The organism is Planotetraspora sp. A-T 1434, from assembly GCF_025420585.1.
GTDB lineage: Bacteria > Actinomycetota > Actinomycetes > Streptosporangiales > Streptosporangiaceae > JAOEGB01.
In genome coordinates, this window is sequence record NZ_JAOEGB010000038.1 from 45,514 (window position 1) to 59,170 (window position 13,657).

The window sequence follows — 13,657 nt, forward strand, 5'->3', positions numbered from 1 at the left end:
AACCGGCAACATCGATAGCTGAGTCTCGAAAACAGTTCCTACGATGTAGGAGCGAAGCGCTTCAGGGTTGGCCGACTATCACCATTGCGTCCCCAGTAGATTCGGCCATCTTCATCGAGTTCCCTGAAGCGTTCCTCACGAATTCTCCAGCTTCTTCCCTCTGGCGGTATGAACATCTTGCCCGAAGGTGAGGTCACCTCATAGCGAAGCTCTGGCCGTTCCACGAGGCTGAAAAGGTCGCTTTTAAGCCAAGGCCCACGAGGATCATCGTCCGAGTTCTTGTAGAGATCCTTGCGGAGACGTAGCGCCTCAAGCTGACCTAGAAGCCTGGCTGCCTCGGCTACTTCTTCAGCAGCAGCCCGCAGCGCTTCTCGGTCGTCCTTCACGTCGGCCATGTGGTCAATCTTGCTTTCCAACTCCTGCTCCTGCCGGTCTTGCAGGGCGTCTAAGTCCACCTGGCCTCCCAGGGCGGCAACGGACCGAATGCGGTCTATGAGTCGGTTCAAGGCCTCACGGTGCCTCCCCAGCACAACTAGAGATACAACTACGACGGTGATGGGCCAGGCGATCGCTCCCAACAGTTCCGCGATCGCCTTAATCAGATCGACTGCCACACATCGTGATCTCGGGCCTACAGGGCAGCGTTACACACCCACCATGAAGACCTTGACCGGCAGCCGGGAACGTCGTCGCAACCCGACTCCCCTGCGCCGTCGTCTCAGGGTCCCCTTCCCGTCTACGTCCGAAAAAGCGGGAGTGTCAACTTCTCGGTTCTGGCACAAAAGCGGTGGTGACGGTCAGTCATCTGAGCCAGGATGACGGCGGTGTGACTCTGATCTTGTGAAGACACTGTTCCCGCAGTTGGGTCATGTAGTGGTCGAGCGCGTCGTGGCTGAGGGGCAGGTCGTGCGGGTCCGAGCCCGGACGCGGACAGCAGCGGTGGCGTGCCCAGATTGCGGGGAGCCGGCACAGCGGGTGCACGGCTACCATCTGCGGCGCCTGGCCGATGTCCCGGTCGGCGACCGGCAGGTGGTCATCGATCTGCGGGTGCGGCGGCTGGTATGCCCGACGCGCGGGTGCCCGCGCCAGACCTTCCGCGAGCAGGTCCATTCGGTAGCCGAGCGCTACGCCCGGCGTACTCCAGGCCTGGCCGCGATGATCGGGGACTTCGGCGTGATGCTGGCGGGCCGCGCCGGGCAGGCGGCGCTGTCCCGGCTGGCGGTGACCGTCTCGCGCATGACGGTCCTGCGTCTGCTGATGGCCCGGCCGATCGCCGCCCAACCGGTCCCGGAGGTGTTGAGCGTTGACGACTTCGCCCTGCGGCGCGGGCACCGCTACGCGACCTTGCTGATCGACGCGGTCACCCATCGCCGCATCGACGTGCTGCCCGACCGCAAGGCCGCCACCGTGGCCGCGTGGCTGCGCGAACACCCTGGCGTGCAGATCGTGTGCCGCGACGGATCGGCCGCCTACGCCGAGGGCATCCGTCAGGGCGCTCCCGGCGCGGTCCAGGTAAGCGATCGCTGGCACCTGTGGCGGGGCCTGGCCGCGGCGGTGGAGAAGACCGTGACCGCACACAGCCGGTGCTGGCACACCGGCCCGCCCCGCCAGACCGGTGCACGCGAGGAACGCACCCGCCAGCGGCACGCAGCCGTTCACACCCTCCTCAACCAGGGCGTAGGACTGCTTGAGTGCGCCCGCCGCCTCGGCTGGGGACTGAACACGGTCAAACGTTACGCACGCGCCGCGACGGCTGAGGACCTTCAGCGTCCACCGCAATACCGGAGCACTTTGGTCGACCCCTACCGTGATCACCTGCGCCGCCGCCTGTCCGAGCAAGGCGACGTGCCGGTGACTCATCTGCTGGCCGAGATCCGCGAGCTGGGCTATCCCGGCAGCGCTACCCTGCTGGTGCGTTATCTGAACCAGGGCCGCGCCGACCCCGAGCGCACCGTGCCCTCACCCCGCAGGCTGGTCTCCTGGATCACGCGCCGCCCCGAAGACCTCGCCGGCCACCAACGCCGGCACCTCGACGACCTGACCGCGAGCTGCGCGCAGATGACCGCCCTGACCACCCGGGTGCGGGAGTTCGCCGCCATCCTCACCCAACGCCGCGGCAAGGACCTCGACGCATGGATCACCGCGGTCCAGGCCGATGACCTACCCGCCCTGCACTCATTCGTCCACGGCCTCCGCAAGGACCTACCTGCCGTCGTCGCCGGGCTGACCCTCCCTTACAGCAACGGCCCGATGGAGGGCACCAACACCAAGGTCAAACTCATCAAGCGGCAGATGTACGGCCGAGCCGGCTTCGCTTTGCTACGGCAGCGAATCCTGCTCTCGTAGGCAACCGAACGTGACCACCGCTTTTGTGCCAGAACCGAAAGTTCTACAGTCCCGACCGAGGCGTCAACACACGAACGAAGAGAATCATGCGGCAGATGCACGGCCGGGCTGGGTTCGACCTCCTGCGCCACCGCATCCTGCTGCAATGAAGATTACTCAACGCCACCACCGATTACGGGACAGAGCCACTTTTTGTGTGTGACCTGGGCGTAGCCGTAGTTGCCGTGTGCGACTGCGGGGCAGAACGCGCCGGGGGTGATGCATTCCCAGTGGCCGGCGATCTGTTTGTAGCAGCTGGCCGAGGATGCCGGGGCAGCGCTCGCGGGAGACGCGGGGATGGGGGCGATGAGCGGGGCGACGGCCGCGATGGCGGCCGGGATGAGAGGGCGGGCGCGCAAGGCGGGCTCCTCGGCTCGGGGTGTACGGGGACAGAGGAGAGGACGGTTTGCCCGCTGGCGGGGTTGACGGGCCAGGCGGGCTGGGGTTCCCGGTGTGTGTTCAGCTCCCAGGTTGGTTCTCCCAGGGGAGCGGCGCGTCGTCAGGGTGCAAGAGCATGTAGCCGTTGGTCCAGCCGGTGATGCGGGCGAAGGTCTCGGTGTCTGTGGTCCAACCGTTAGAACGGGCCATCGCTTCGACGATGCCGCGGTCCAGTTCGTCGCTGTAGGAGAGACTGCCGTCAGGGAGCAGGTTGATGGTGCTGAGGATCTCGCCGTCTGCGACGTCGATCACGTTCAGCCGTTTCACAGTGGGTCCGGTGTCGAACCGTTGGCGCTCCTGCGGCGTCATGCTGGCAGCGTCGATCGGGTCCGCGATCAAGAGGCCGTCCTCGTTGCGGTAGCGCATTTGGGGCTGGTCGAGTCCATCGCGATCCACCTTGACCTCTGGGCGTCCCCATTCGTCTTCGTCGGAGTCCATGCAGCGGCCCTCTTCCACGGACGGCCAGTAGTCGTAGACCGGGCCGTTCCACGAGCGTGCGAAGGCTGCCTGGCGCTCCGCCATCTCGGCGACCAGTGCGAGGCGCTCAGCCTCAGGCAGCCGTGCGAAAGTTTCCAGGCGCTCCAGGTCGTTGTCGATCGCCAGCAGTTCGTCCAGGGTCACCAGATCACCTCGGGGTCGACTCGACGAGGTGATCAGTATCCAGCGCGCCGCTGAACCCTGAACAGTCCGGATTCGCGGGCCGGCTGGCGCACCCCGATACGAGGTAATCGAGGCCTGGGACGCCAGGACCACCGCCGGTCTGTCACTCGCCGCAGAAGCCGTGACAAACGAGAACGCCACGCGCCCGTCTGGGTGAGTGGCGTTCTTCGTCGTCTTCGGGCTCAGTAGGCGCGCTTCCAGTGCCAGCGCCCGTCACTGGAGTAGTACGAGCACTTGTAGCGCCTCTTGGTGACCTTGGCGTACCCGTACTTCCCATGCGCGGCGGCCGGGCAGTAGGCGCCCGGGGTGATGCACTGCCAGTGGTTCCCCGACCTGCCGGTAGCAGCTCGCCGCTGCGGAGTGGGTGGCAGCGTGCGCTGGCAGCGCCGTGACGGCGACCGGGGCGACAAGGGCGGACACGACGAGCGCGCCGGAAACGAGCAGGCGTCGGAGCACGTGCTCTCCTCAGTTGGGGGATGTGACGCTAAGGGGACGCCGCTGCTCGGCGCGGGGTTGACGGTTGTTGCTCTTGTGACTTCAAGGAGTCCCGGCCTGCCCCTCTGCAAGGTCAGCCCAGCCAGAAGGCGGCGACCTAGAGATCCTCGTTACGGCCTCCGCCAACGATCGAGAACTTCTATCCAGGCCCGAGGACCAGAAGCCGCCCTGCAGCGTGAAAGCATCCGCTTTAGTATCCAATCTCCCCTGGCGGAGGAGGCCGTTCGGGCCTGAAAATCGGAGTGGTTGCTCGCCGACGTCGTATCTCCTTGGTCGTTCAGGCCGTGCTTTAGTCGGACGCTGGGGGCCGCGCCTGTGGGCCTTTCACTGTTGCTTCGAGCACGCGGATCAGATTCGCTACCGTCCCCTGCGGCTCCTGCGGGCAACCACCCCAGCCCCCTGGTGGTAAGGAGTCCGATGCTCGCCCAGACCCACGACACCGAAGACAAAGACATCATTGAAGGGTCGCCGCCCTGGACGTCGGCAAGGCCATGGTGGTGTGCTGCGTCCGCGTCCCCAGCGACAAGAAAGCGGGCAGGCGACTGCAAGAGGTGCAGACCTACACCACGATGACGCGGTCGCTGCTGTCGATGAGCGATCGGTTGCGCTGCTTGGGAGTTACCCGCGTGGTGATGGAGGCCACCTCGGGCTACGTGCGACGTGAGGGTGCTTGAGTTCAAGTGGGAGACACCATGGAGGTTCGGCTGATGTCGAAGGTGTAGTACCCGGGCCAGTGCGTGATGGCCTGTCTCCGCCTCGGCGTGCGTCGCGGGTAACCGCGGGGTGCGAAGCCCGGGGTCAAAGCCGAAGCGGCTCGTGTTCCATCCGGGGGCCGCGGGCGAGGAGAAGACCGGCGGGAGGTCTCAGGGCTTCCCGGCTTCTGGGCGGCATCCGGCCGTCCCGGAGTGATGGGCGAACGTGAGTGAACCCCTGATGACGCCTCGTGAAGGTGACCCCCGCCGATGGGATGTTGGAGCGGGGCCGTAGGGACTGGCCGCCGAAGAGCGGCGGGTGCCGGTCGGAGGATAATCGCCGGCCGGGAGCGCACCACCGTCCCCGGGGTAAAGGGGGCGTCCTGCCCGGTCGCAGCTTGCTCATGTGCAACACGACAACCCCGTTGGGGTCCGGCATATGGAGCGCCGGTAGGCCGACCGTGAGGAAGGCGCAATTCCCCAGCGGGCGCAGGATGACCCAAGAAGCGAATGCCGACAGCCGAAACGGCAGCAGGAAACTGAGGGCCGTATGACCGGCGCCCTCCGCCGGATGGTTCTCGGATAACTGGTCGGATACGGGCTGGTGCCCGGCCCGAAAGGGAGCCGACGTGGGTCAGGTGAGCCTGTGGAGAGCAGGTGAACGCAGACACCGGAACCGAGGGGCAAGTTGGACACCGTCGTGGTGAACGGACCCGAGGACGACGCCTTGGATTGGCACGCTGTGGACTGGCGTGCGGTCGAGGACAACGTACGGCGGCTACGGCAACGAATCTTCACGGCGAGTCAGGCAGGGGACCTGAAGAAGGTCCGCAATCTGCAGAAGCTGATGCTCCGCTCCCGCTCCAACGCTCTGCTGAGCGTGCGTCGGGTGACGGAGGTCAATGCTGGCCGCAAGACGGCCGGGGTCGACGGGCGGGTCGTGCTCGGGGGCTGGGAGAAGGCCGAGATGGCCATCTGGCTCCAGCAGGACACGGCCGCGTGGAGGCCCAGGCCCGTCAAGCGGGTGTTCATCCCGAAGGCGCACGGAAAACGGCGCGGACTCGGCATTCCCGTGATCGCCGACAGGGCGCTTCAGGCCCTGACGGTCAGCGCGCTGGAACCCGAGTGGGAGGCCCGGTTCGAGTCCCGATCGTATGGGTTTCGGCCGGGCCGTAGCTGCCAGGACGCAATGCAGGCCATCTTCGTGACCGCACGGGGAAAGACCTGCAAGCGGCAATGGACGCTGGACGCGGACCTGGCCGCCGCGTTCGACCAGATTGATCATTCCCATCTCCTCGGCCAGCTCGGATCATTCCCCGCCCGGGGGGTGATCGCGGCGTGGCTGAAGGCAGGCGTGATCGATCAAGGTCGGTTCGCTCCGACCGAGCGGGGCTCCCCGCAAGGCGGGGTGATCAGTCCCGTGCTTATGAACGAGGCCCTGCACGGAATGGAGGAGGCCGCCGGAGTCCGGTACATCACCACCGGCAGCAACGCCGGGACGGCGAGGCCGGGCTCACCTGTCGTGATCAGGTATGCCGACGATGTGCTCGCCCTGTGTCACTCGCGTGAGCAGGCCGAGCAGGACAAGACGCGGCTGGCCGTGTGGCTGGCACCCCGGGGTCTGGTCTTCAACGAGGACAAGACCCGTATCGTGCACCTCGACAACGGGGTGGACTTCCTGGGGTTCAACGTCCGCCGTTATCGCGGCAAGCTGCTGATCAAGCCGAGCAAGGCGGCCGTGAAACGGATCCGGGAGCGGTTGACCGCCGAGATGAGGGCCCTGCGCGGGCACAACGCTCAGATGGTTCTCATCCGGCTCAACCCGATCATCCGGGGGTGGTCGGCGTACTACCGGCACTGCGTATCCGCCCGGGTGTTCAACCAGGTGGACAACCACATGTGGAAGCTCACCTACAAGTGGGCCAAGTGGACACACCCGCACAAAGGGAAGCGCTGGATTGTCTCGCGATATTTCGGCGCGTTCAACTCCACCAGGCGAGACAGGTGGGTGTTCGGCGACCGTGACAGCGGCGCCTACCTGCTCAAGCTCGCCTGGACGAAGATCACCCGGCACACGCTGGTCAAGGGTTGGGCCTCACCCGACGATCCCGCCATGTCCAGCTACTGGGCGGCCCGGCGACGACGCGGGAAACCCCCGCTCGACCCGCCCAGGCTGCGGCTACTCCAGAAACAGCGCGGACGCTGTCCGCTCTGCGGCGAACTGCTGCTCCACGCTGATCAGGAGCCACGACACCCCGATGAATGGGAACAGTGGATCACGGCCATCCGCGCGGCGACCCACCACCAGGCGATCGTCCTCGATGCGGAACCCGGGACCAACAGCGGACCCGCAGTCTTCCGTCTCATCCACACCCACTGCCGACGCCGTCTCCCAGACGGCACCAGCGGTGGACCAGCACTTCCGCAGCCCTGACCTGGACGCCTTCAGGGTTTGCTTGAGCCCGGTGCGTCGAAAGGGCGCACGCCGGGTTCTTAGGGGGCGGCGGCGCAGTAATGCGCCGCCGCTACCCGACTGGAAGCCCGTGTTCTACCTGCTCGAGGCGCAAGGGTTCGAGGTGTGGCTGGTCAACGCCCGCGACGTCAAGCACCTGCCCGGCCGCCCGAAGACGGACAAGTTGGACGCGGTCTGGCTGGCGAAGGTCGCCGAACGCCAGATGCTGCGGCCCAGCTTCGTGCCGCCGCCGCAGATCCGGCTGCTGCGCGACCTGACCCGGTACCGGGTGGACCTGGTGGAGGCCCGCACCGCTGAGAAGCAGCGGGTGGAAAAGCTGCTGGAGGACGCGCAGATCAAGCTGAGCGTGGTGGCCTCCGACATCTTCGGCGTTTCCGGCCGGGCCATGATGGCCGCCCTCATCCGCGGAGAGCGCAGCCCAAAGACGCTGGCACAACTTGCCCGCTCCAGCCTGCGCGCAAAGATCCCCGCCCTGGAGGAGGCGTTCACCAGCCGCTTCTCCGATCACCACGCGTTCCTGCTGGCCACCATGCTCGCTCGCGTCGATGCGATCAACGCCGACATCGCTGCCCTCGACCAGAAGATCACCGGGCAGGTCGCACCGTTCGCCGCCACCGTCGAGAAGTTGGATGAGGTCCCCGGGATCGGCCTGACCGCTGCGCACGCGATCCTCGCCGAGATCGGCCTGGACATGAGCCGCTTTCCCACCGCCGCGCACCTGACCTCCTGGGCACGGTTCGCACCGGGAGTTAAGGAGTCGGCCGGCAAACGCAAGGGGAAGAATGCCACCGGACACGGCAACCGCTATCTGGCCCGTACCCTGGGCGAAGCTGCGGTCGTGGTCGGACGCACCGACACCTTCCTCGGCGAGCGCTACCGCCGGATCGTTCGGCGAAAGGGCAAGAAACGCGCCACCACGGCATGCAGCGACACGGCCTTCCAGAGTGCCCGGCCCCCGCAGACGGCGAGGACGAGCGCAGAGAAAGGTGCGGGGCCGGGCGCTCCGACCCGCGGGGGTTCGGGGGCCGCGAGCCCCCGAGGTACGGCGAGCGTGACGCGCGTCCCCTCGCCCCTGCTCTGCGAACTCTTGAAGAGTCCCAGGAAATGATCTGATAGCACCTGCTCTCCTGACTCGGCTCCCTTGCATATAGACGTGTCCCCAGATCAGGCCCACGGAGTAGCCCTTAAGGGACAGTAGCCGGGCCATGGCGTCGCATGTCGTCGGCGATGGCCCCAAGCGCAGCGTTGACGTCGTATCCAGGCGGCAAGCCAAGCCGAGCGCACAGCTTTCCTGCCAGTTCTGCAGACAGTTCAGCCAGCGGCTCATCAGGAAGGAGTTCCGCAAGCATCTGCAGCAGTTGCACGATCGCATCGCCCTCGCACCAATTGAGCAGCGGCTTCTCTAGCGCGGGATGGCGTCTAGCAGAGTCAACCGAGGCCGCAAGGTCATTAGCTAACACCATTCGTCGCATTCGTCCACTATCACTTTCCGCAATTTCCGCATCACGGAAGGCTACCCGGCACAACCTGGGTAGCGAGGAAGATCGGACGTAAACGGTGACTAGCAGAGGGCCTGTAAGCACCCGCTCTAGGAGAGCGGTTGTCACCTCAGGGTGTCGATGCCCTCCACCTCGGGGTATGCCGTCGAGGGCTGTCGATTTCTCCTTGATCATTTCGCGTATGTGTCGCGCCCCGCTACCCGTGCTCGTAAAGCATCGCCGTGGTACGTTGCCGACCATGTGATCGGTGTTGTACTCGAGCTCGGGGTCAGGGCCCTGGTCGATCCAGATCGTACGGAGACCGGCGGCGCGTCCGCTGGCTATGTCGGCGGTGTGGCTGTCACCGACCGCTCATCCGCCCTCGGAGAGAGTCACGCCGCAGCGCTTGGCCTCTACAGAGGAAGGACCTCGGGGCAAATCTAGGAGTCTCGCGTCATGAGGTCGTATGTCCGTGCGCCGACTCCTGAGCAAGGAACCCTCGGCGGTATCCATGAGGTAACAACTCGCCTCAGAATGACCCGGTACGCCCGTCCGGTCTCGTTCGACGACATGCCCATGCTTCTGGCGGCTGCCAGCAGACGAGAGCCCGCGACAATTGCGAAACAGTGACCCAAGGGCACATACCTCAGGAGTTTTCAATCCCCTGCATGAGATATGCAATCAATTCCTGGGTGAACCGCTCTCGCTTAAGTCGGTCCCGAGTCGGAAATCTACCATCCGCAACAGCCATGACGCTTTCCGCAGCGCTACGGAACAAGTCGACTTGATCGGGTTGCTTCAAAGCGCTAATGAGCGTTTCGCTTTGAGTCTCACATTTCCGCGCGTTCAGGGCAGCCGATGGTCCATTGAGCACCTGATACTTATAGGCCATGAGAATGTGATAGCGAGCGGGCTTATAGACAGGATCCAGTCCCGCCCTAAAAGCGTTCTCTATACGGTACGCAGCGTAGGCGCTTGCAACGTACGGGAGGAGCTTATGCTCTTCTTGGAAGATGGATTTCCCTACCTCGGCATACAAGCGAGCAGGGTAGCGAGCAGCTGCATGCGGGCTATCGAGGAACACGGCCGAGATTGCCCGCATCTGATCACTAATCGTGACTACCCGCCTCTTTGTCACCGCCGCACTATAGAACTGCCCGCTGCGACGCTCATAAGTCAGATTCACTTCTGAAGTATCCAGCGTGTAGAAATCTTCCAGTTTCTTTTGGAACTTAGTCAGTGCAACTAAGTCGTTTTCATGGACTTCCGTCTGGGAGTTGGTTGCCCTAATAATGCGCGTGGCGACATCTTCATCCCCCGTGATGACCAGGCGGATCGGAACATATACCGATACAATTTGGTCGCCCAACATATTTCGAGACAAGTACAAACAGTGACTAGTCTGACACCCGTTCACTATCTGGAATCCAGATATTGCCACCGCATCGCCAGGCTTCGGCGAATAAGAGGACGCGACGACCGTAACACCGTTATTCAATACCGGCAGCAGGTCACGTTCATGGGTGGAAAGGGTACTGAGAATCTGTCGATTGACCGGGTTGTCCTCACCCTTGAAGCCTCGAACGTTGTCGTAGAAAACACGCTCATCCAGAGCTCCATCCGTACCCTGCACCAGCTTTAGGAGTTCGGCTACCGAGACAACTCCCAATATAGCTTGATCCACGCCCGGCATCTTGGGGAGATTAACTTGCTTCTCGAGCTGGATCTCTACCTCGTTCGCGTGATTCTTCTTGGACCACGCCTCATGGAGCTCATCTGCCCCGTAAACGTTAACAGAAACTCGTCCAATAAATCCAAGATTTGCTATCTGCCCTTCAACCGAGGCAGCCCGATCCCGCACCACGGGATCCTCTACAGAGCCCTTTGACGCAGTTGTAACGAACGATAGATAGACCGTCGGAGGATGCCGGAGGCTTGTGGCGAAGTCCTCGAACACAAGCGCAAAGGCGCTTGCAAGCTCTTCGAGGCGAGGGTAATTAGAGAACCCGCCCTCATTACAGAGGAACTTCTTTGCTGTATCACCAAAACCGAGAATGTCGACGCTCGATATAGAAGCCGACTGCTTCGCTTGAATTAAATACAGGGAAACGTCAATCTGTGAGGCCTGGCCACATATCTCTCTGACATCATCAATATCACGGGCTAGCTGGCCATTAATTTCTAGCGCTATAATATCGATTCCTATACTGCCTGCGTCTAGCAAGAAATCCGTCTTCTCCGACTGTGACATCAGCTCATCAGGGAGAATCAAAGTAGCGCTAAACAACTCAAAGGCATCCGCGTCCTCCAGTGCCGAGAGCTCTTCAGTTTCCCGAAACTTCTTGAACAGGCCCTTGATGAGTGGATTCATTAGAATTCCCGTAGAGTTGTTGTATCGACAGCGCACATGCTTGGCTGATCATATCGCTACGAAACGCTCCTGTCCCAGTCTTCCGCTAAGAAAGCATGGCGTAGCTTTCTACGCCATGCGTCCATTCGGCTGGGACGCCTCCCGCAAGGTTTCGAAGTGCTGCGCCGGGAAGGGGGTCAGCATTGGCCTCGATGACTCAGGCCTCAGTCGAGTTCGGCGAGCACCTCCGCTCTGCGGAGGTTTTCGCCTGGCCGTCCTGTTCGGGTTCTCGGTCGGTATGGCGGGTCACCCGAGGCGCTCGGGTGGGCGTCGGCTTCCACGGGCCGTTGGGGTGGCGCGGTCTGTCCTTTCGTGCGTGGCGGGTCGGATTCGGGCTGGTTATCCGGGCGCTGGGAGTGCGCACAGGCGCTGCCAGCAGGTCAGGAACGCGTTCCTCCAGGGCCAGGTCTGGCTGATCTTCAAGATTCGGCGGCGGGCGTGGCTGACAAGCCGTGCGGGCAGGTGCCACAGGCAGTACCGCATGGTCTGCGGCTCGGCGCGTACGAGTTTGGCGTCGTCATACAGGCCGAGCAGCCGCGTCCAGGCGTCCAGGTCGGCGGCGATGTTGGCGGCCAGCACTCAGCCGAGGTTGACCGTCCAGACCTTCGAGGGCAGGTTCCGCAGTCCCATCGCCTTGTTGGTGCGCACCCGGTCCTCGACGCTGGCGTGGGAACGGTGCAGCACGTCGATGAACTGCACCTGGTGGCTGCCGGGGACCGCGCGCATCCGGCCAATGTTGGTGGCGATGATGGAGTACTTCCACCCGGCGCGTTTCTCGAAGCCGGTCAGCGTGGCCTTCTGCCGGCCGGAGGGTTTGACCCGGCGTACGACCAGCCGCGTCTTCCATGCGCCGGCCCGCCGGTTCACCCCGGTCAGTTCGGCCACGGCTGCGTGCGCGTGCAGGCTGCCGTCCTGGTTGAGACCTGGCTCCCAGACGGCTTCGGGCAGCGCGGCGATCGCTGCCCCGTCCACGTCGGTGATCTTCCAGCCCACCGTGTATCGGACCGTCCGCCGTGTGGTGTTCAGCCCCTCGAGGCGTTCCAGCAAGTCATGGGTGGCTCCGGCGCCATCGACACGGATCAGCAGCTTGGCCCTCCGCCGCGTGGGGATCTGCGCGATGGCGGCCTCCAGATGGTCGGCCGCCGTGTTACTCCCGGCCGGTCCCCGGCGCAGCAGCATCGCCAAGGATTCTTGCGTGTTGGCGCACCAGGCGGCCAGCGGATGAAACCCCCAGGTCTTCTTGAACGTGGCTGATGCGCCCTCCTTGTTGGAGTGGGCGAGCACGATGGTCGCGTCGATATCGATCACGACCCAGCCGGTCAGCACCTTCCCTGCGACCGTCAGCCACGGGAACCCCGTCTCGGTGGCCTCGATCAGCTTCCACACATGTGCGCGGACTTTCGCCCGCGCCTTGGCGATCCGAACCAGCAGCACGGGGTCGGCACCGATCGGCTCAAGGGCCCGGCGGACCGTCGAGTCCGACGGCGGATCCCCGAACAACAGCGCCTGATGTGCCAGCAGCGTGATCTGCCGCATGCTGGTCGCGCCGAGGACGATCGCGACCGCCAGGTTCACCAGCACGACGCCGCGGTCCCACACCGGCGAGCGCTCCAGCCGGGCGAGCACCGCCCCGAGCGCGCCGGTTAACCCCGCCTGATCAGCGCATTTACGCAGGAGAACGGCTCCCGCGTGGCCGACCAGACCGCGGGCGTCCCCGCGCACAGACAAGCGCCGATCCCATGCCGTACTGTTCACCCGGAAGGTGCACCCGTTCCCTGCGATGAAGTGATCTAGACACTCGCATCCTCGCAGATCAGGTGCACCTTCTGTCTTTTACGATCTTTGCAGGCGTTCAGCGGTGAATACCGGAGGCTAACCAGAGGGAGATACAGCAGTGAGCGGAAGATTCCCGGATGTCGATTGGTTCTGCGACCGGTGCCACGAGCACCTGAACACTCAGTCTGGCTTCGACGACAGCAAATACACCTGGAAGTGCACAGGCTGCGGCCACAAGAACAGCATTTCGAGAGACAACATCTACGAATCCTATGAGGACTTCCTCGGGTCGGAATGACCTAGAGCCCCGGATCTGAGATCCGGGGCTCTCTGCGTTGGTGTGGTGTCCTTCCCCGTGTTATCACGGCCAGGGGCAAGCTAGATCAACTAGGGTGCGACCTGGACAGACTCCCTCAAGATCATCCCGTAAATATAACGTGAACAGCGGCCGAGAGTCGCCCACGGTGGCGTACGGCTGCACATGACTGAAACGATCAACGGCGTCCGACCAAGGCAAAGTCGCTGGTCAGACGCCGTTTTTGCTGGTTGAGCGGAGAGCGTGGTGTTCTGGTTCAGGACATAGGAAACGGGTGTCTCGAGACATGGGAAACCCCGGTGGAGCATGTCTCCAGAGATAGGAAACACGGGGAGTTGAGACCTACGGGCGGTCGACAGTCGGCCCGTGTCGAAGGCCAAACTCATCATCACGGCGGTCGTTGTCGAGGGCCGCTCACAGGCAGACGTCGCCCGCTCCAACGGAGTCTCCAAAGGCTGGGTCTCCAAGCTCGTCGCCCGTTACCGGGCCGAGGGCAAGACAGCGTTAGAGCCAATGCCGGTTAGTTAGGGTTTC

Annotated in this window: 11 protein-coding genes; 4 read left to right on the plus strand and 7 right to left on the minus strand. The window is 63.7% G+C overall.

Annotated elements, in window-relative coordinates:
* Positions 1-38: 38 nt before the first annotated feature.
* Positions 39-614 (minus strand): hypothetical protein, encoded by a 576-nt coding sequence (locus N5079_RS32655; protein ID WP_261588054.1) that lies wholly within the window; start codon positions 612-614, stop codon positions 39-41.
* A gap of 235 nt (positions 615-849) precedes the next feature.
* On the opposite strand from N5079_RS32655, the gene N5079_RS32660 reads away from it, so the two are divergent.
* Complete coding sequence (locus tag N5079_RS32660; protein WP_410007854.1) at positions 850-2,346, plus strand: ISL3 family transposase; 1,497 nt, start codon at positions 850-852, stop codon at positions 2,344-2,346.
* A gap of 498 nt (positions 2,347-2,844) precedes the next feature.
* Here the strand turns inward: N5079_RS32660 and N5079_RS32665 are convergent, their stop codons facing one another.
* Both N5079_RS32665 and N5079_RS32670 read right to left on the minus strand, forming a co-directional pair.
* Positions 2,845-3,444, minus strand: coding sequence for a hypothetical protein (locus N5079_RS32665; protein WP_261588056.1), 600 nt, complete (start codon positions 3,442-3,444; stop codon positions 2,845-2,847).
* A 221-nt stretch (positions 3,445-3,665) separates the two neighbouring features.
* Positions 3,666-3,893, minus strand: coding sequence for a hypothetical protein (locus N5079_RS32670; RefSeq protein ID WP_261588057.1), 228 nt, complete (start codon positions 3,891-3,893; stop codon positions 3,666-3,668).
* Between the two features lie 1,465 nt (positions 3,894-5,358).
* Between N5079_RS32670 and ltrA the strand changes: the two genes are divergently transcribed.
* Both ltrA and N5079_RS32680 read left to right on the plus strand, forming a co-directional pair.
* On the plus strand, positions 5,359-7,104 hold the full coding sequence (gene ltrA / locus N5079_RS32675) for a group II intron reverse transcriptase/maturase (RefSeq protein WP_261588059.1): 1,746 nt from the start codon (positions 5,359-5,361) through the stop codon (positions 7,102-7,104).
* Positions 7,105-7,213: 109 nt separating this feature from the next.
* Complete coding sequence (locus N5079_RS32680; RefSeq protein ID WP_261588060.1) at positions 7,214-8,251, plus strand: IS110 family transposase; 1,038 nt, start codon at positions 7,214-7,216, stop codon at positions 8,249-8,251.
* 76 nt (positions 8,252-8,327) lie between these two features.
* On the opposite strand, the gene N5079_RS32685 is transcribed toward N5079_RS32680, so the two are convergent.
* The 4 genes from N5079_RS32685 to N5079_RS32695 form a co-directional block, all read right to left on the minus strand.
* Positions 8,328-8,615, minus strand: a complete 288-nt coding sequence (locus tag N5079_RS32685; protein ID WP_261588061.1) for a hypothetical protein — start codon at positions 8,613-8,615, stop codon at positions 8,328-8,330.
* 652 nt (positions 8,616-9,267) lie between these two features.
* A complete protein-coding gene (locus tag N5079_RS32690) occupies positions 9,268-10,992 on the minus strand; it encodes an AIPR family protein (RefSeq protein WP_261588062.1) in 1,725 nt (574 codons plus the stop codon).
* A 378-nt stretch (positions 10,993-11,370) separates the two neighbouring features.
* On the minus strand, positions 11,371-11,610 hold the full coding sequence (locus N5079_RS35705; RefSeq protein ID WP_410007852.1) for a hypothetical protein: 240 nt from the start codon (positions 11,608-11,610) through the stop codon (positions 11,371-11,373).
* Positions 11,611-12,753, minus strand: a complete 1,143-nt coding sequence (locus N5079_RS32695; protein WP_410007855.1) for a transposase — start codon at positions 12,751-12,753, stop codon at positions 11,611-11,613.
* A gap of 736 nt (positions 12,754-13,489) precedes the next feature.
* Between N5079_RS32695 and N5079_RS35710 the strand changes: the two genes are divergently transcribed.
* Positions 13,490-13,651 carry a TrfB-related DNA-binding protein gene (locus N5079_RS35710; RefSeq protein WP_410007853.1) on the plus strand — a complete coding sequence of 54 codons (162 nt, stop codon included), beginning with the start codon at positions 13,490-13,492 and terminating at the stop codon, positions 13,649-13,651.
* Positions 13,652-13,657: the final 6 nt, after the last annotated feature.

What these genes read in the sequence shown, in the direction of transcription:
- N5079_RS32685 (WP_261588061.1), bottom strand. Translation starts at nt 8,615, where the DNA reads ATGCGACGAATGGTGTTAGCTAATGACCTTGCGGCCTCGGTTGACTCT.
- N5079_RS32690 (WP_261588062.1), bottom strand. Translation starts at nt 10,992, where the DNA reads ATGAATCCACTCATCAAGGGCCTGTTCAAGAAGTTTCGGGAAACTGAA.